This is a genomic window from Rhodanobacter sp. FW021-MT20 (genome assembly GCF_041107475.1).
Taxonomy (GTDB): domain Bacteria; phylum Pseudomonadota; class Gammaproteobacteria; order Xanthomonadales; family Rhodanobacteraceae; genus Rhodanobacter_A; species Rhodanobacter_A glycinis.
On record NZ_JBGBPX010000001.1, the window covers coordinates 199,849 to 217,040 of the forward strand.

Sequence of the window (17,192 nt, forward strand, 5' to 3'; positions counted from 1 at the left end):
TTACTTCGAGTAAAGCTCGATGATCAGGGCTTCGTTGATATCGGACGGCAGGTCGCCGCGATCAGGCAGCGCCTTGAAGGTACCTGCGAACTTCTTCGCATCCACTTCAACCCACGTCGGACGCAGATCCATCGTGTCGAACACGGTGGCCGCTTCCTGCACGCGCAACTGGCTGCGTGCCTTTTCGGTGAGCGCAATCACGTCGCCCGGGCGAACCTGGTACGAAGGGATGTTGACCTTCTTGTCGTTCACCAGCACAGCCTTGTGGGCCACGAGCTGACGGGCCTGGGCGCGGGTGACCGCGAAACCCATGCGATAGACGACATTGTCAAGACGGCTTTCGAGCAGGCGCAACAGGTTCTCACCGGTGTTGCCCTTCAGGGTCGACGCCTTGCTGTAGTAGTTGCTGAACTGACGCTCAAGCACGCCGTAGATGCGCTTGACCTTCTGCTTCTCACGCAGCTGCACGGCGTAGTCGGACATGCGCATGCGCTTGTTGGCGCCATGCTGGCCGGGCTTGTTCTCCAGCTTGCACTTGGAATCCAGCGCACGGGCCGGGCTCTTCAGGCTGAGGTCCGAACCCTCACGACGGGCGAGCTTGCAGGTAGCTCCACGATAACGGGCCATGGGTAACTCCTTAGACTCGACGCTTCTTGGGGGGACGGCAGCCGTTATGCGGAATCGGCGTGACGTCAATGATGTTGAGGACCTTGTAGCCCAGTGCGTTCAGCGAACGAACCGCCGACTCGCGACCCGGACCGGGGCCCTTGATGCGCACTTCCACCGTCTTTACGCCGTAGTCGCCAGCGGCACGACCAGCCTTTTCGGCGGCGACCTGGGCAGCGAACGGGGTCGACTTGCGCGAGCCGCGGAAACCCGCGCCACCGGCAGTCGCCCACGACAGAGCATTGCCCTGACGATCGGTGATGGTGATGATGGTGTTGTTGAAGGAAGCCTGCACATGTGCCACGGCATCCGTGACGACACGCTTGATCTTCTTCTTGGTCTTGACCGGCTTTGCCATATTCGGAATCCGTTACTTCTTGATTGCGCGACGCGGACCCTTGCGGGTACGAGCGTTCGTCTTCGTGCGCTGGCCGCGCACCGGCAGGCCGCGGCGGTGGCGCAAGCCACGGTAGCAACCCAGGTCCATCAGACGCTTGATGGCCATGCCCACTTCACGGCGCAGGTCGCCTTCGACGACGTATTTGCCGATTTCCTGGCGCAGCTTTTCAACCTCGCCTTCACTGAGGGACTTGATCGGGGTGGTCGGGACCACGCCAGTTTCCTCACAGACCTTCTTGGCTCGGCTGCGACCGATGCCGTAAATGCTTTGCAGACCAACCCAGACATGCTTCTGGACCGGCAAATTGACACCCGCGATGCGCGCCATGATGTACTTCTCCGATGCGTTTCGTGCGCGGTAAACGCGCAATTTTAACCTGAATTACCTTGACAGGAAAGCCCTGCGGTACCCAGGCACCGCGCACTCCCCGATTTGACCAACTGCCCGCCGACTCAACTGCGCCGCAAATTGGCCTTCTTGAGTAGACCTTCGTACTGGTGACTGACCAGATGCGCCTGGATCTGCGCCGTAAAGTCCATCACCACCACCACCACGATCAGCAGCGAAGTGCCACCGAAGTAGAACGGAACATGCCAGTAGCTCTGCATGAATGTCGGCACCAGGCACACCAGCACCAGGTAGACCGCGCCAACACCCGTCAGGCGTGTCATCACGGCATCGATGTACTCTGCCGTCGAACGACCCGGCCGGATACCCGGAATCAGGGCACCCGAACGCTTGAGGTTGTCCGCCGTTTCCTGCGAGTTGAACACGATCGCCGTATAGAAGAAGGCGAAGATGATCACCAGCAGCGAATACACGATGTCGTACGTCGGCTCGCCCGGCGACAGCATCTGGGTCAGATTCTGCAGCCAATGCGACTGACTGCCGGCACTGAACCATGTCGCCGCCGTAGCCGGGAACATCAGCAGGCTGGACGCGAAGATCGGCGGGATCACGCCCGACATGTTGATCTTCAGCGGCAGGTGCGAGGTCTGGTTCATGTAGGCCTTTTGCCCGCCGGATCGCCGCGCGTAGTTCACGGTGATGCGCCGTTGCGCACGCTCCATGAACACGCAGAACGCCGTTACCGCCAGTACCAGGCCCACCACCATCAGCAGCTTCAACACCGACAGCTCACCGTTGTTCGCCATACCCAGGGTATGGGTCACCGCACCCGGCAAGCCGGCCACGATACCGGCGAAGATCAACAGCGAAATGCCGTTGCCGATACCACGCTCGGTCATCTGCTCACCCAGCCACATCAGGAACATGGAACCGGCGGTCAGACCCACCACGGCGGACAGCACGAAGCCGTAGCCGGGCATGTAGACCACCGGCATGCCGCCGCTGGACTGCTTCATCAATGCCATCGAGATGCCGAAGGCCTGGAACGCCGACAAGCCCACCGTGCCGAAGCGGGTATACATGGTCAGCGTCCGCTGGCCCGCCTGCCCTTCCTTCTTCAGGGCCTGCAGGCTCGGCAACACCGAACCCATCATCTGCACCACGATCGATGCCGAGATGTACGGGATCACGCCCAGCGCGAACACCGAGAAGCGCCCCAGTGAACCGCCCGAGAACATGTTGAACATGTCCAGCAGACCGCCGCTCTGACCGATCAGATTGGTCATCGCATCCGGATTGACGCCCGGCACCGGGATGAACGAGCCGAGACGGTAGACGACCAACGCGCCAATCACGAAGAAGATGCGCTGGCGCAGCTCCGTCAGTTTGCCGGTCGATCCGAGCGCTTTGCCCTTGGCTGCCGCCACCGTCAATTACTCCACGCTGCCGCCGGCCGCTTCGATGGCGGCCTTGGCACCGGCCGTCGCGAGCAAACCGGAAAGCTTCACCGCACGGCCGATCTCGCCCTTGGCGACGACCTTGACCTTCTTGGCGCGGCTGTCGATCAGACCGGCCTGATGCAGGGCGATCACGTCGATCACATCCGCCTTCAGGTTGGCCAGCTGGTACAGGAACACCTGCTGGCTTTCGGCCTTCATCTTCGAGCGGAAGCCGACCTTCGGCAACCGGCGCTGCAGCGGCATCTGGCCGCCTTCGAAACCGTACTTGTGGGTGCCGCCCGCGCGGGCATGCTGACCCTTGTGGCCGCGACCGGCCGTCTTGCCTAGGCCCGAACCGATGCCGCGACCGACGCGCAGGCGCGTCTTGCGGGAACCGGCGGCCGGCTTGATGTCATTCAGACGCATGATGCTTACTCCTCGACCCGGACAAGGTAGTAGACCGTGTTGATCAGGCCACGCACCTGCGGGCTATCCTTCAGTTCACGGACGTCGTTCAGCTTGTTCAGACCCAGCGCCTTGACGCTGAGACGATGGCGGCTCTGCACGCCGCGCAGGCCCTTGACCAGGCGCACGCGCACGGTGGCAGCGCCTTCGTTCTTCTTAGCCATGACCCAGCACCTCTTCCACGGTCTTGCCACGCTTGGCGGCGATCTGCTTCGGCGAGGCAATCGCCTGCAGGCCCTTGATGGTGGCGCGAACCAGGTTGATCGGGTTGCGCGAACCGACCGCCTTGGCCAGCACGTTCTTCACGCCCACCACTTCCAGCACGGCACGCATGGCGCCACCGGCGATCACGCCGGTACCTTCGGAAGCAGGCTGCATGTAGACGCGGGCCGCACCGTGGTTGGCCTTGATGGCGTACCACAGGGTGCCGTTGTTCAGGTCGATGTTCACCATGTTGCGGCGCGCGCGCTCCATCGCCTTGGAGATGGCCACCGGCACTTCACGCGCCTTGCCATAACCGAAGCCGACCTTGCCCTCGCCGTCACCGACCACGGTCAGTGCAGTGAAGCTCATCTGGCGGCCACCCTTGACGGTCTTGGCCACGCGGTTGACGGCGATCAGCTTCTCGAGCAGGCCGTCCGAATTTTCGCGATCGTTAGAAGACATGTTCCATCCATATGCCCAGCGAACCGGGACTTTGCTTGCGGCTGAGCCGCTTGGAGTTGTAGGTGTTTCTGGTGCAACCGGCATCGGCAAGGCCGACCCGGTTGCCGCAACATCAGAACTTCAGGCCAGCCTCGCGAGCCGCTTCGGCCAGGGCCTTGATGCGACCGTGATAACGGAAACCCGAGCGATCGAAAGCAACGCTCTCGACGCCCGCAGCCAGCGCACGCTCGGCCACGGCCTTGCCCACGGCAGCGGCCGCTTCCAAGTTCTTGGTGCCCTTCAGGCCCTCGGCAACCGACTTCTGCACGGTCGAGGCAGCCGCCACGACGTTCGTGCCGGAGGCGTCGAAAACCTGGGCATACAGGTGCTGACCCGTGCGATGCACCGACAGGCGGGCCACACCGAGCTTGCGGATATGGGCGCGCGTGGACTTGGCGCGACGCAGACGGGATTCGTTCTTGTTCATTGTCATAATTCCTTGGAAACGGATCGACCGTTACGCCTTCTTTGCTTCCTTCAGGGAAATCTTCTCGCCGGAATAGCGCACGCCCTTGCCCTTGTAGGGCTCCGGCGGACGGAATCCGCGAATCTTGGCCGCCACCTGACCCACGCGCTGCTTGTCAGCGCCCTTGATCAGGATTTCGGTCTGCGACGGCGTCTCGAGGCTGATGCCTTCCGGCGCCTCGAACACCACCGGGTGCGAAAAGCCCAGGCTGAGATTGAGAGCCTTGCCGGCCATCGACGCGCGGTAACCCACGCCGACCAGCTCCAGCTTGCGCTCGTAGCCGTCGGACACACCCTTGACCATGTTGGCCAGCAGGGCGCGCGCGGTACCGCCGAACTTGTCGTCGGCGCCCTCGGCGAGAGAAATGGTGGCGACCCCATTGTCCAGGGCAATCGACACGCCCGGCAGGGCATGGGTCGACAGCGTGCCCTTCGGGCCCTTCACGGAAATGCCGTCATCGGCGATCTTCAGTTCCACGCCCTTGGGCAGGGAAACCGGCTTCTTGGCAACACGGGACATCGTCGACTCCTTATGCGACCTGGCCGATGACTTCGCCGCCCAGGCCCTTGGCACGGGCTTGTGCGTCGGTCAGCAGACCGGCGGAAGTCGAGATGATCGAGATACCCAGACCGCCGAGCACCTTCGGCAGCTCGTCCTTGCCGCGATAAACACGCAGGCCCGAGCGGGAAACGCGGGAAATGGTCTCGATGGCCGGACGGCCTTCGAAATACTTGAGCTTGATCTCGAGCACCGGCTTGCCTTCCATGTCGGAGGCCTGGGCGTCGAGGATATAGCCCTCATTCTTGAGAAGGTTGGCGATGGCCACCTTCAACTTCGACGACGGCATGTTCACGGTCTTCTTGCCCGTAAGCTGGGCATTGCGAATACGCGTAAACAGATCGGCGATGGGATCAGTCATGCTCATGAAAACATCCTTCAGAGTGCACCGATATCCGATAAAACCGGAAATCAATTCAAATTGTGTGCCGGCAAGAAGCCAGCCTGCCTTGCGCAGACCGACGACTATAACAGCATTTCCAGGCTTTAGCGAATTTCGGGGCTGAAATCGCGCCACGGGGACGATACATCGTCCCCGGAGAAGGCTGCCACCGGCCGAAACCGCTAGCGCCCTGCAGGTTTCTTACCAGCTGGCCTTGCGCAGACCCGGCACATCGCCGCGCATGGTGGCTTCACGCAGCTTGTTGCGGCCAAGGCCGAACTTGCTGTAGACACCACGCGGACGGCCGGTCAACGCGCAGCGGTTGCGCTGGCGCACCGGGCTGGCGTCACGCGGCAGCTTCTGCAACTTGCTCTGGGCTTCCATCTTCTCGTCGTACGAGGCGGTGGAGCTGAGCACGATCGCCTTCAGTTCGGCGCGCTTGGCGGCGTACTTCTTGACGAGCTTGGTCCGCTTGATATCGCGGTTGACCATCGAGGTCTTTGCCATTGCTTATCTCTCGCTAATCAGTTGCGGAACGGGAAGCTGAAGGCTTCCAGCAGCGCCTTGGCTTCATCGTCCGTCTTGGCGGTGGTGGTGATGGAAATGTCCATGCCACGCATCGCGTCGATCTGGTCGAAATCGATTTCCGGGAAAATGATCTGTTCCTTGATGCCGAAGTTGTAGTTGCCCCGGCCATCAAAGGCGCGACCCGACACGCCGCGGAAGTCGCGGACGCGGGGCAGCGAGATATTGATCAGGCGATCCAGGAATTCCCACATCTGGGCGCGACGCAAGGTGACCTTGCAGCCGATCGGCCAGCCGTCGCGGATCTTGAACGAGGCGACGGAAACGCGCGCCTTGGTCGTGACCGGCTTCTGGCCCGCGATCTTGGCCATGTCGGCCACGGCGTTCTCGAGCACTTTCTTGTTGCCCGCCGCTTCGCCCACGCCCATGTTCAGCGTGATCTTGGTGATGCGGGGAACCTGCATCACGTTCTCGTAGCCGAACTTCTCGGTGAGCTTGGCTACGACCTGGTCTTTGTAAAACGTTTCAAGGCGCGTCATGACTTGTGTTCCTTACGCGTCCACGACCTCGCCATTCGAACGGAACACGCGGACCTTGCGCTTGTCTTCAAGCGTTTTGATCCCAACGCGTTCACCCTTGTTCGTGGCGGGGTTGAACAGCTGCACATTGGAGATATGGATCGAAGCCTCGCGCTCGACGATGCCGCCGGGCTGGTTGGCTTGCGGATTGGCCTTGGTATGGCGCTTGATCAGGTTGACGTTGGAGACGAATACACGATCGCCATCAACGCGCAGCACATCGCCGCGCTGACCTTTGTTCTTGCCGGTGATCACGAGGACCTGATCACCCTTGCGGATACGGTTCATGGTTCTGGTCTCCGCTCAGAGCACTTCGGGCGCGAGGGAGACGATCTTCATGAACTTCTCGCTGCGCAGCTCTCGCGTCACCGGCCCGAAGATACGGGTACCGATTGGCTCGAGCTTGTTGTTGAGGAGCACCGCTGCGTTGCCGTCGAAACGGATCAGCGAGCCATCGGGACGACGCACACCCTTGGCGGTACGAACCACCACGGCGTTGTACACCTCGCCCTTTTTCACCTTGCCGCGGGGAATGGCATCTTTCACGGCGACCTTGATCACGTCACCGATCGCGGCGTAACGGCGCTTGGAGCCGCCGAGCACCTTGATGCACATCAGTTCCTTGGCGCCGCTGTTGTCCGCTGCGGAAAGCGTGCTTTGCATCTGGATCATGTCTGCACCCTCCCTTAGACGTTCGCACGCGTGATGATTTCGATCACGCGGTGATGCTTGGTCTTGGACAACGGCCGGCATTCCGCGATACGCACCACGTCACCCTCGTTCGCGCCCATTTCATCCTGCGCGTGAAGCTTGGTGGAACGACGGATGATCTTGCCGAGCAGGCCGTGCTGCACCTGACGCTCGATCAGGACGGTAACCGTCTTGTCCATCTTGTTGCTGATGACACGGCCCTCGAGGGTACGTGCCTGCTTTTTGTTCTCGCTCATGTCCGCCGTCCCTTACTTCTTGCCGCCGAGCACGAACTTCGTGCGGGCGATGTCGCGCCGAACGCGGCGCAGCTGGTGCGGCTGGCTGAGCTGGCCGGAGCCCTTCTGCATGCGCAGATTGAACTGCTCCTTGCGAAGGTCCAGCAGGTGCTGGTTCAGCTCTTCGACCGACTTGTTGTTGATATCTTTGATAGCCATCACATCACCGCCCGGCTGACAAACTGGGTCTGCACCGAGAGCTTGGCAGCGGCCAGGCGGAACGCCTCGCGTGCCGTGGTCTCGTCGACGCCCTCGATTTCGTAAAGCATGCGACCGGGCTGGATCGGGGCGACCCAGAACTCGACGCTGCCCTTGCCCGCGCCCATTCGCACTTCGATCGGCTTCTTGGTGATCGGCTTGTCGGGGAACACGCGGATCCACAACTTGCCGCCACGCTTCACGAAACGAGTGATGCAGCGACGACCAGCCTCGATCTGGCGCGCGGTGAGCGCACCATGGGTGGTTGCCTTCAACCCGTACTCGCCGAAGCTGACGAGGTTGGAGCACTGTGCCAGACCGTCGTTGCGGCCCTTGAATTGCTTGCGGAATTTGGTTCGCTTGGGTTGCAGCATGGCAACTCTCCTTACTTCGCCGTCCGCTCGCGACGGCCTTCACCGCCCTCGCGACGCGATTCACGACGACCTTCGCCACCTTCACGGCGCGATGGTGACTGATCATCTTTCGACTCGGCCGATGCAGCCGCCAGGTCGAAGATTTCACCCTTGTAGATCCACACCTTGATGCCGATGATGCCGTAGGTGGTCTTCGCCTCGGCAAAACCGTAATCGATGTCGGCACGCAGGGTGTGCAGCGGCACGCGACCTTCGCGCGCCCACTCGGAGCGGGCAATCTCGGCGCCGTTCAGACGACCGGAGACGTTGATCTTGATGCCCAGCGCACCCAGACGCATCGCGTTGCCGACCGAGCGCTTCATCGCGCGGCGGAACATGATGCGACGCTCAAGCTGCTGCGCGATCGACTCGGCCACCAGCTGTGCGTCCAGCTCGGGCTTGCGCACCTCGCTGACGTTGATGTGCGCCGGAACGCCCATCAGCTTGCTGACTTCCTTGCGCAGCTTCTCGATATCCTCGCCCTTCTTGCCGATCACCACGCCCGGACGGGCGGTGTGGATCGTCACGCGTGCGGTCTTGGCCGGACGCTCGATCTGGATTTTCGAGATACCGGCCTGAGCCAGCTTCTTGCGCAGCATCTCGCGGACCCGCAGGTCGGCGGCAAGATACTGTGCGTATTCGCCCTTGTTGGCGTACCACTTCGAGTTCCAGTCCTTGGCAATGCCGAGGCGGATACCGGTGGGATGAACTTTATGACCCATCGTCTTCTATCCTCAGTCAGTCGCCAACAACGACGGTGATGTGGCTGGTGCGCTTCAGGATGCGCGAACCGCGACCCTTGGCACGGGCGAACATGCGCTTCATCGCCGGACCTTCGTCCACGAAAATGCGCGAGACCTTCAGCTCGTCGACGTCAGCCCCGAGATTGTTCTCGGCGTTGGCAACGGCCGACAGCAGCACCTTGCGAACGAGGTGTGCGGCCTTCTTGTTGGTGAATTGCAGCACGTCGCTGGCCCGGCCCACGGGAAGACCGCGGACCAGATCGGCCACCAGGCGCACCTTCTGCGCCGAGATGCGGGCGCTGCGCAGGATTGCTTTGGCTTCAGTGCTCATCACTTGCCCTTCTTGTCGCCGCCATGGCCCTTGAAGGTGCGGGTCACCGCGAACTCGCCGAGCTTGTGCCCGACCATGTTCTCGTTGACGAGCACCGGCACGTGCTGGCGACCGTTATGAATGGCGATGGTCAGACCGACCATCTCCGGCAAAATCATCGAGCGACGCGACCAGGTCTTGATCGGGCGCTTGTTGTGAGTGGAAACCGCAGTTTCCACCTTCTTCACGAGATGAAGGTCGACGAAGGGACCTTTCTTCAGAGAACGCGGCATGTCGGCTTCCCGTTACTTGGTACGACGACGCACGATGAACTGCTGCGTGCGCTTGTTGTTGCGGGTCTTGTAACCCTTGGCCGGCGTACCCCACGGGCTGACCGGATGACGACCGCCGGAGGTCTTGCCTTCACCACCACCATGCGGATGGTCGACCGGGTTCATCACCACGCCGCGAACGGTCGGGCGAATACCCAGCCAGCGCTTCGCGCCAGCCTTGCCGAGCTTCTTCAGGCTGTGCTCGGAATTGCCGACTTCACCGATGGTGGCGCGGCAATCGACCGAGACGCGGCGCATTTCGCCGGAACGCAGGCGAAGCGTGGCATAACCGGACTCGCGGGCCACCAGCTGCACGGAGGCACCGGCGCTGCGAGCGATCTGCGCGCCCTTGCCGGGCTTCATCTCGATGCAGTGGATCGTGCTGCCGACCGGGATGCTGCGCAGCGGCAGGCAGTTGCCGGCCTTGATCGGCGCGTCGCGGCCCGAAACCAGACGATCACCTACCGCCACGCCCTTGGGCGCGATGATGTAGCGGCGCTCGCCATCGGCGTAGCACAGCAACGCGATGTGCGCGGTGCGGTTCGGATCGTATTCGATGCGCTCGACCTTGGCGGCGACGCCTTCCTTGTCGCGCTTGAAATCGATGATGCGGTAGTGCTGCTTGTGACCACCACCACGGTGACGCACGGTGATGCGACCGTAATGGTTGCGACCACCCGTCTTCGACTGGGCCTCGACCAGCGGCGCGTACGGCGCACCCTTGTAGAGACCTTCGGTACGGACGCTTACCGCATCGCGGCGGCCCGGCGAAGTCGGCTTGTGATTGATTAGTGCCATCTCACGAAACTCCTAGCTCAGGCCTTGGCCGACACGTCGATGGTCTGGCCGTCGGCGAGACGCACATAGGCCTTGCGCTTGCCCTGGCGGCTGCCAGCGCGGGAACGGAAGGACTTCGCCTTGCCCTTGGTATTGACGAGGTTCACCTGCTCGACCTTGACGTCGAACATCTGCTCTACCGCCGCACGGACATCGGCCTTGGTCGCCACGGGGGCTACCACGAAGACGTACTGGTTGCTCTCGGCAAGGCGCGCGGCCTTTTCGGAGATGTGCGGGGCACGCAGCGTATTCAGAATGCGTTCGTTGCTCATGCCAGCCACTCCTCGATCTTCTTCACTGCATCGACGGTCACCACCACGTGGTCGGAACCGACCAGGCTGACCGGATTCAGCGCCATCACGTCGAGCACATGCACGTACGGGATATTGCGGGCAGCCAAGTACAGCGCCTCGGTGGCATCTTCCGACACCAGCAGCACGCGACCGGACACTTCCAGCTCGGCCAGCTTGGCGATCATCGACTTGGTCTTCGGCGCATCAACACCGAAACCCTCGACGACCTTCAGGCGACCCGCACGGTTCAGCTCGGAAAGAATCGAGCGAATCGCCACGCGGTAGGCCTTGCGGTTGACCTTCTGCTCATAGCTGCGGGGCTTGGCTGCAAAAGCCACACCGCCGCCAACGAAGATCGGAGCGCGGTAATCGCCGTGACGAGCGCCGCCGCCCTTCTGCTTCTTGAACTTCTTGGTGGTGCCCGACATCTCACCGCGGCTCAGCTGCGCCTTGGTACCGGCGCGACCGCCGGCCTGGTACGCAACCACGACCTGGTGAACCAGGGCTTTCTTGTACTCGCCGCCGAACACTTCGTCCGACACGCTGAGCGGCTTGGCGCCAATGACATTCAGTTCCATGGCGTCTCTCCTCAACCCTTGGTGGTCGGACGAATGATGACGTCGCCGCCGGTGGCACCGGGAACCGCGCCCTTCACCGCGATCAGGTGACGTTCGACGTCGACCTTGACCACTTCCAGGCCCTGCTGCGTGCGGTTCACGTTACCCATCTGGCCCGACATCTTCTTGCCCGGGAACACACGGCCTGGCGTCTGGCGCTGACCGATGGAGCCCGGTGCGCGATGCGACAGCGAGTTACCGTGGGTGGCATCACCCATCTTGAAGTTCCAGCGCTTGATCGTGCCCTGGAAGCCCTTGCCCTTCGAGACGCCGGCGACATCGACGATCTGACCGACGCTGAACACGTCATCGGCCTTGATCTCGGCGCCCACGCTGTACTTGCCGAGGTCGTCGGCGGACACGCGGAACTCCCACAGGCCACGACCCGGCTCGACTTTCGCCTTGGCGTAGTGACCCTTCAGCGGCTGCGTCAGGAGGCTGGCACGCTTGACGCCCGCCGCAACCTGCACTGCGCTGTAACCATCATTATCTTCCGTCTTCAGCTGGGTGACGCGATTCGGGGTGGCTTCAATCAGCGTCACCGGAATCGAGCGTCCATCTTCAGTGAAGAGTCGGCTCATGCCGCACTTGCGGCCAACCAGTCCGATACTCATCTTCGTATCCTGTCTATCGCTCAGCCGAGCTTGATCTGAACATCGACGCCAGCGGCGAGATCAAGCTTCATGAGCGCGTCCACGGTCTTGTCGTTGGGGTCGACGATATCGAGCACACGCTTGTGCGTACGGGTTTCGTACTGGTCGCGTGCATCCTTGTCCACGTGCGGAGACGTGAGGATGGTGTAGCGCTCGATCTTGGTCGGGAGCGGGATCGGGCCGAGAACCGTTGCGCCAGTGCGCTTGGCCGTCTCGACGATCTCGCTGGCCGAGCGGTCGATCAGACGATGATCGAACGCCTTGAGCCGAATGCGAATCTTCTGGTTCGCCATAACCGTGTCCTGTTATCGAAAGAACAAATACTGTGAATCGAGGGGCTTCTCACCACCTCGCACAATCCGGGAATTGCCATTCCACCACGACCATTTCTGCCATGGTGAACGGACAATCATACATGCTTCTCGCGCGAATGTCGCGTTTTTTTGACTACGCACGAAAAAACGGGTGGCTGACGCCACCACCAAAGGATCAGCACTAATGGCACTGGCCCTTCGGCACAACCCTCGCCCGCATTGACTGCGGGCGAGTTGCAACACCCTGTAACGCTTCAGCCATCCTTCCCGATGGCGGAATCAACCCGGCATCCATGCCAGGCTTCTCACAAGAAACGACTTACTTGATGACCTTGGCAACCACGCCGGCGCCCACGGTGCGGCCGCCTTCGCGAATCGCGAAACGCAGGCCGTCGTCCATCGCGATCGGGTGGATCAGGCTCACTTCCATCTTCACGTTGTCGCCCGGCATCACCATTTCCACGCCTTCCGGCAGGGTCACGGCACCGGTCACGTCCGTCGTGCGGAAGTAGAACTGCGGACGGTAGCCCTTGAAGAACGGGGTATGACGACCACCCTCTTCCTTCGACAGCACGTACACCTCAGCCTCGAAGTCCGTGTGCGGCGTGATCGTGCCCGGCTTCGCCAGCACCTGACCGCGCTCCACGTCGTCGCGCTTCAGACCGCGCAGCAGCAGGCCCACGTTGTCGCCCGCCTGGCCCTGGTCCAGCAGCTTGCGGAACATTTCCACGCCGGTCACGGTGGTCTTCTGGGTCGGGCGGATGCCCACGACCTCGATTTCCTCACCGACCTTGATGATGCCGCGCTCCACGCGACCGGTCACCACCGTGCCACGACCGGAGATCGAGAACACGTCTTCCACCGGCATCAGGAACGGACGATCCAGCGCACGCACCGGCTCCGGGATGTAGCTGTCCAGCGCGTCCACCAGCTTGATGATCGCCGGCACGCCGATCTCGCTCTGATCACCTTCCAGCGCCTTCAGCGCCGAACCGTGGATGATCGGCGTGTCGTCGCCCGGGAAGTCGTACTTCGACAGCAGCTCGCGCACTTCCATCTCGACCAGTTCGAGCAGCTCGGCGTCGTCCACCATGTCGGCCTTGTTCAGGAACACGACGATGTACGGCACGCCCACCTGGCGCGACAGCAGGATGTGCTCACGCGTCTGCGGCATCGGGCCGTCCGCGGCCGAGCACACCAGGATCGCGCCGTCCATCTGCGCCGCACCCGTGATCATGTTCTTCACGTAGTCGGCATGGCCCGGGCAATCGACGTGCGCGTAATGGCGGTTCGGCGATTCGTATTCCACGTGGGCGGTCGAAATCGTGATGCCGCGTGCCTTTTCTTCCGGCGCCGCGTCAATCGAGCCGTAATCCTTGAACTCGCCACCGAAGCGCTCGGCACCGACCTTCGTCAGTGCTGCCGTCAGCGTCGTCTTGCCGTGGTCCACGTGACCAATCGTGCCGACGTTGACGTGCGGCTTGGTGCGTTCGAATTTACCCTTTGCCATGACTCAAACCTCTGAGAGAACTAGTCCGATGGTGCGACCTTGGGTCGCCTGATCTGTTGTTTTCGCGATCACCAACGATCGCACCAGCTTTTTTTTGGAAGTGTGGCCAAGGATGACCACCCTTCGCTTGTGCGATCACGGATGATCGCGCGAGTTACGCCTTCTTCATCACCTGCTCGGCGATGTTGTTCGGCGCCTCGGCGTAATGGTCGAATTCCATCGTGAAGGTGGCGCGACCCTGGGTCAGCGAACGAATCGTGGTCGCATAACCGAACATTTCGCCAAGCGGCACCATCGCGTCGATGGTCTTGCCCGACGGCGTATCGTCCTGGCCCTGCAGCAGGCCGCGACGACGGCTCATGTCACCCATGACGTCACCGACGTAATCCTCCGGCGTGACCACCTCGACCTTCATGATCGGCTCAAGCAGCACCGGGCTCGCCTTGGCAAAACCCTGCTTGAACGCCATCGAGGCGGCGAGCTTGAACGCCATTTCGGACGAGTCGACGTCGTGGTACGAACCGAACACCAGCTTGACCTTCACACCCACCACCGGGAAGCCGGCCAGCGGGCCGCTGGTGATGGTCTCGCGCAGACCCTTTTCGACCGACGGGATGAATTCCTTCGGGATCACGCCACCGGTGATGTCGTTGATGAACAGGAAATCGTCCTTCACGCCCGGGTTGGCACGGTCCTCGTCGGTCATCGGCGACAGCTCGATCACCACGTGACCGTACTGGCCCTTGCCGCCCGACTGCTTGGCGTGCTTGTAGTCCGACTTCACGTCCGACAGGCGGATCGTTTCGCGGTAGGCCACCTGCGGCTTGCCGACGTTCGCCTCGACATTGAACTCGCGGCGCATGCGGTCGACCATGATGTCCAGGTGCAGCTCACCCATGCCGGAGATGATGGTCTGGCCCGACTCCTCGTCCGTACGCACGCGGAAGGACGGATCTTCCTGCGCCAGGCGGCCCAGGGCGATACCCATCTTTTCCTGGTCGGACTTGGTCTTCGGCTCGACCGCCATCGAAATCACCGGCTCCGGGAAGACCATGCGCTCGAGAATGATCACGTGATCCTGCGCGCACAGCGTGTCGCCGGTGGTGACGTCCTTCAGGCCAACCGCCGAGGCGATGTCGCCCGCGCGCACTTCCTTGATCTCCTGGCGATCATTGGAGTGCATCTGCAGGATGCGACCCACGCGCTCCTTCTTCGACTTGACCGGGTTGTACACCGAGTCGCCCGAATTGAGCACGCCGGAATAGACGCGGAAGAAGGTCAGCGAACCCACGAACGGGTCCGTCATGATCTTGAACGCCAGCGCGGAGAACGGCGCCTTGTCGTCGGCGGTGCGGGACACTTCCTTCTCGCTCTCGTCGACGCCGGTCACCGGCGGACGATCGGCCGGCGACGGCAGCAGATGCACCACGGCATCCAGCATCGCCTGCACGCCCTTGTTCTTGAACGCGGTGCCGCAGTAGACCGGGATGATTTCGTTGCCAAGGGTGCGCTGACGCAGACCGCTGACGATTTCGTCGGCGGAAAGGGAGCCTTCCTCAAGGTACTTGTTCATCAACTCTTCGGTGGCTTCGGCAGCCGACTCGACCATGAAGCCATGGGCCTCCTCGGCCTTGGCCTTGAGCTCATCCGGAATCTCGCGATACTCGAACTTCATGCCCTGGGATTCCATGTCCCAGTAAACCGCCTTCATCTGGATGAGGTCGACCACGCCTTCGAAGTTGTCTTCGGCACCGATCGGCACCACCATCGGCACCGGGCGCGCACCCAGGCGCGACTTCAACTGACCGACCACCTTGTCGAAGTTGGCACCGGTACGGTCCATCTTGTTGACGAAGGCGAGGCGCGGCACGCCGTACTTGTTGGCCTGGCGCCACACGGTCTCGGACTGCGGCTGCACGCCGCCCACGGCGCAGAGCACGAACACCGCACCATCGAGCACGCGCAGCGAGCGCTCCACTTCGATGGTGAAGTCAACGTGTCCGGGGGTATCGATGATGTTGAAGCGGTGCTGCGGCAACGAGCCATCCATGCCCTTCCAGAAGCACGTGGTGGCCGCCGAAGTGATGGTGATGCCGCGCTCCTGCTCCTGTTCCATCCAGTCCATCGTGGCCGCACCGTCGTGCACCTCGCCAATCTTGTGACTGACGCCGGTGTAGAACAGGATGCGCTCCGTGGTGGTGGTCTTGCCGGCATCGATGTGGGCCATGATGCCGAAGTTGCGGTAGCGCTCGATAGGAGTGGTGCGTGCCATGGGAATCTATACCTTTGCCGGGCTGCCATGCCCTGTCTGAAGCAGCCGTCGTGGCCACGTCTCTTGTGAAAAGTCCGGCACGAGGCCGGCTTGTTTCCTGATGACTGGTTTTCATCCTGCCGCCACGGGGGCGGCAGGGAAAAACACTTACCAGCGGTAGTGCGAGAACGCCTTGTTGGCCTCGGCCATGCGGTGCGTCTCTTCGCGCTTCTTGATCGCGCCACCACGGTTTTCCGAAGCTTCAAGCAACTCGGCAGCCAGCTTGCGCGGCATCGAGGTTTCGCCACGCTTGCGGGCGGCATCGATGGCCCAGCGCATGGCCAGCGCCATGCGGCGACCCGGACGCACTTCCACCGGCACCTGGTAGGTAGCACCACCGACGCGGCGGGACTTCACCTCGACCGTCGGCGCGATGTTGTTCAGCGCTTTCTCGACCAGAGCCACCGGCTCGGCATTCTTTTCGCCCAGATGATCGAGCGCACCGTAGACGATGCTCTCGGCCACGGACTTCTTGCCGCTCTTCATCACCATGTTGATGAAGCGGGCAATCAGCTGGCTGCCATGCTTGGGATCCGGCAGGATCAGACGGGCGGGATGTGAACCTTTACGCGACATGTGTTGAGTCCGTTATCTTTTTGCGGACATCGTGCCCGCCGGAAAAGCGGCCAACCCTGGCCGCACACTTCAATGGATTAGCCCTTCGGGCGCTTGGCGCCGTACTTGGAGCGCGACTGGCGACGCTTGGTCACGCCAGCGCAATCGAGGCTGCCGCGCACGGTGTGGTAACGCACACCCGGCAGATCCTTGACGCGGCCGCCGCGAATCAGCACCACCGAGTGCTCCTGCAGGTTGTGGCCTTCGCCACCGATGTAGCTGATGACCTCGTAGCCATTGGTCAGGCGCACCTTGGCAACCTTGCGCAAGGCCGAGTTCGGCTTTTTCGGGGTGGTCGTGTACACGCGCGTGCAGACGCCGCGACGCTGCGGGCTGCTCTGCAAGGCAGGCGAAGCGCTCTTGTAGGTCTTCGGGCTGCGGTTTTTGCGCACCAGTTGATTGACTGTCGTCATGCGAAGCTGTTCCTGGGAAACATAAAGGCAGACCGATGTGATCCGGTCTGCCAAGAAGCGGGAATTTAACATGGGCAGCCCGCCACAGGCAAGCAAAGCCCTGTCATCCCTGACC

29 protein-coding genes are annotated in these 17,192 nt (G+C 62.0%); all 29 read right to left on the bottom strand.

Annotated elements, in window-relative coordinates; genetic code table 11:
- Positions 1–627, bottom strand: coding sequence for a 30S ribosomal protein S4 (gene rpsD, locus AB7849_RS00985; protein ID WP_008208446.1), 627 nt, complete (start codon positions 625–627; stop codon positions 1–3).
- Positions 628–637: 10 nt separating this feature from the next.
- On the bottom strand, positions 638–1,024 hold the full coding sequence (gene rpsK, locus AB7849_RS00990) for a 30S ribosomal protein S11 (RefSeq protein ID WP_092704055.1): 387 nt from the start codon (positions 1,022–1,024) through the stop codon (positions 638–640).
- Positions 1,025–1,036: 12 nt separating this feature from the next.
- Positions 1,037–1,393, bottom strand: coding sequence for a 30S ribosomal protein S13 (rpsM, locus tag AB7849_RS00995; protein WP_008208441.1), 357 nt, complete (start codon positions 1,391–1,393; stop codon positions 1,037–1,039).
- A gap of 125 nt (positions 1,394–1,518) precedes the next feature.
- Positions 1,519–2,841, bottom strand: a complete 1,323-nt coding sequence (gene secY / locus AB7849_RS01000; RefSeq protein ID WP_037098352.1) for a preprotein translocase subunit SecY — start codon at positions 2,839–2,841, stop codon at positions 1,519–1,521.
- Between the two features lie 6 nt (positions 2,842–2,847).
- Positions 2,848–3,279 carry a 50S ribosomal protein L15 gene (gene rplO / locus AB7849_RS01005; protein WP_008208438.1) on the bottom strand — a complete coding sequence of 144 codons (432 nt, stop codon included), beginning with the start codon at positions 3,277–3,279 and terminating at the stop codon, positions 2,848–2,850.
- Between the two features lie 5 nt (positions 3,280–3,284).
- Positions 3,285–3,482: a 50S ribosomal protein L30 gene (rpmD, locus tag AB7849_RS01010; RefSeq protein WP_008208436.1), complete on the bottom strand. Its 198-nt coding sequence runs from the start codon at positions 3,480–3,482 to the stop codon at positions 3,285–3,287.
- Complete coding sequence (gene rpsE, locus AB7849_RS01015) at positions 3,475–3,984, bottom strand: 30S ribosomal protein S5 (protein ID WP_008208434.1); 510 nt, start codon at positions 3,982–3,984, stop codon at positions 3,475–3,477. Before rpsE ends, rpmD begins: the two co-directional genes overlap by 8 nt.
- 112 nt (positions 3,985–4,096) lie before the next feature.
- Positions 4,097–4,456 (bottom strand): 50S ribosomal protein L18, encoded by a 360-nt coding sequence (rplR, locus tag AB7849_RS01020; RefSeq protein ID WP_172624079.1) that lies wholly within the window; start codon positions 4,454–4,456, stop codon positions 4,097–4,099.
- A gap of 24 nt (positions 4,457–4,480) precedes the next feature.
- Positions 4,481–5,008, bottom strand: a complete 528-nt coding sequence (gene rplF / locus AB7849_RS01025) for a 50S ribosomal protein L6 (protein WP_008208431.1) — start codon at positions 5,006–5,008, stop codon at positions 4,481–4,483.
- Positions 5,009–5,018: 10 nt separating this feature from the next.
- On the bottom strand, positions 5,019–5,414 hold the full coding sequence (rpsH, locus tag AB7849_RS01030) for a 30S ribosomal protein S8 (RefSeq protein ID WP_008208429.1): 396 nt from the start codon (positions 5,412–5,414) through the stop codon (positions 5,019–5,021).
- Positions 5,415–5,630: 216 nt separating this feature from the next.
- Complete coding sequence (gene rpsN / locus AB7849_RS01035) at positions 5,631–5,936, bottom strand: 30S ribosomal protein S14 (protein WP_008209969.1); 306 nt, start codon at positions 5,934–5,936, stop codon at positions 5,631–5,633.
- Positions 5,937–5,953: 17 nt separating this feature from the next.
- Positions 5,954–6,493, bottom strand: coding sequence for a 50S ribosomal protein L5 (rplE, locus tag AB7849_RS01040; RefSeq protein ID WP_008209968.1), 540 nt, complete (start codon positions 6,491–6,493; stop codon positions 5,954–5,956).
- 12 nt (positions 6,494–6,505) lie between these two features.
- Entirely contained in the window at positions 6,506–6,820 is a 315-nt protein-coding gene (gene rplX, locus AB7849_RS01045) for a 50S ribosomal protein L24 (protein WP_008209965.1), read from the bottom strand.
- A 15-nt stretch (positions 6,821–6,835) separates the two neighbouring features.
- Positions 6,836–7,204, bottom strand: coding sequence for a 50S ribosomal protein L14 (gene rplN, locus AB7849_RS01050; protein WP_008209963.1), 369 nt, complete (start codon positions 7,202–7,204; stop codon positions 6,836–6,838).
- Positions 7,205–7,218: 14 nt separating this feature from the next.
- Positions 7,219–7,479 carry a 30S ribosomal protein S17 gene (gene rpsQ / locus AB7849_RS01055; RefSeq protein ID WP_008209962.1) on the bottom strand — a complete coding sequence of 87 codons (261 nt, stop codon included), beginning with the start codon at positions 7,477–7,479 and terminating at the stop codon, positions 7,219–7,221.
- Between the two features lie 12 nt (positions 7,480–7,491).
- The gene (gene rpmC / locus AB7849_RS01060; protein WP_008209961.1) at positions 7,492–7,677 is read right to left on the bottom strand and encodes a 50S ribosomal protein L29; all 186 of its coding nucleotides are present in this window, start codon (positions 7,675–7,677) and stop codon (positions 7,492–7,494) included.
- Positions 7,677–8,090 carry a 50S ribosomal protein L16 gene (gene rplP, locus AB7849_RS01065; RefSeq protein WP_008209960.1) on the bottom strand — a complete coding sequence of 138 codons (414 nt, stop codon included), beginning with the start codon at positions 8,088–8,090 and terminating at the stop codon, positions 7,677–7,679. Before rplP ends, rpmC begins: the two co-directional genes overlap by 1 nt.
- An 11-nt stretch (positions 8,091–8,101) precedes the next feature.
- Positions 8,102–8,851 carry a 30S ribosomal protein S3 gene (gene rpsC, locus AB7849_RS01070; protein ID WP_008209959.1) on the bottom strand — a complete coding sequence of 250 codons (750 nt, stop codon included), beginning with the start codon at positions 8,849–8,851 and terminating at the stop codon, positions 8,102–8,104.
- 16 nt (positions 8,852–8,867) lie between these two features.
- Entirely contained in the window at positions 8,868–9,203 is a 336-nt protein-coding gene (gene rplV, locus AB7849_RS01075; RefSeq protein WP_008209958.1) for a 50S ribosomal protein L22, read from the bottom strand.
- Complete coding sequence (rpsS, locus tag AB7849_RS01080; protein ID WP_008209957.1) at positions 9,203–9,475, bottom strand: 30S ribosomal protein S19; 273 nt, start codon at positions 9,473–9,475, stop codon at positions 9,203–9,205. The genes rplV and rpsS overlap by 1 nt, the downstream gene beginning before the upstream one ends.
- 12 nt (positions 9,476–9,487) lie before the next feature.
- On the bottom strand, positions 9,488–10,312 hold the full coding sequence (gene rplB, locus AB7849_RS01085) for a 50S ribosomal protein L2 (protein WP_008209954.1): 825 nt from the start codon (positions 10,310–10,312) through the stop codon (positions 9,488–9,490).
- A 17-nt stretch (positions 10,313–10,329) separates the two neighbouring features.
- Positions 10,330–10,623, bottom strand: coding sequence for a 50S ribosomal protein L23 (gene rplW / locus AB7849_RS01090; RefSeq protein WP_008209952.1), 294 nt, complete (start codon positions 10,621–10,623; stop codon positions 10,330–10,332).
- On the bottom strand, positions 10,620–11,222 hold the full coding sequence (rplD, locus tag AB7849_RS01095) for a 50S ribosomal protein L4 (protein WP_008209950.1): 603 nt from the start codon (positions 11,220–11,222) through the stop codon (positions 10,620–10,622). Before rplD ends, rplW begins: the two co-directional genes overlap by 4 nt.
- A gap of 11 nt (positions 11,223–11,233) precedes the next feature.
- Complete coding sequence (rplC, locus tag AB7849_RS01100; RefSeq protein ID WP_008209949.1) at positions 11,234–11,875, bottom strand: 50S ribosomal protein L3; 642 nt, start codon at positions 11,873–11,875, stop codon at positions 11,234–11,236.
- 20 nt (positions 11,876–11,895) lie between these two features.
- Positions 11,896–12,207: a 30S ribosomal protein S10 gene (gene rpsJ, locus AB7849_RS01105; protein ID WP_008209947.1), complete on the bottom strand. Its 312-nt coding sequence runs from the start codon at positions 12,205–12,207 to the stop codon at positions 11,896–11,898.
- Between the two features lie 340 nt (positions 12,208–12,547).
- Positions 12,548–13,738: an elongation factor Tu gene (tuf, locus tag AB7849_RS01110; protein ID WP_008211601.1), complete on the bottom strand. Its 1,191-nt coding sequence runs from the start codon at positions 13,736–13,738 to the stop codon at positions 12,548–12,550.
- A 154-nt stretch (positions 13,739–13,892) separates the two neighbouring features.
- Positions 13,893–16,010, bottom strand: coding sequence for an elongation factor G (fusA, locus tag AB7849_RS01115; RefSeq protein ID WP_008212122.1), 2,118 nt, complete (start codon positions 16,008–16,010; stop codon positions 13,893–13,895).
- Between the two features lie 147 nt (positions 16,011–16,157).
- On the bottom strand, positions 16,158–16,625 hold the full coding sequence (gene rpsG, locus AB7849_RS01120) for a 30S ribosomal protein S7 (RefSeq protein ID WP_008212120.1): 468 nt from the start codon (positions 16,623–16,625) through the stop codon (positions 16,158–16,160).
- 77 nt (positions 16,626–16,702) lie between these two features.
- Positions 16,703–17,077 (bottom strand): 30S ribosomal protein S12, encoded by a 375-nt coding sequence (gene rpsL / locus AB7849_RS01125; RefSeq protein ID WP_008212117.1) that lies wholly within the window; start codon positions 17,075–17,077, stop codon positions 16,703–16,705.
- Positions 17,078–17,192: the final 115 nt, after the last annotated feature.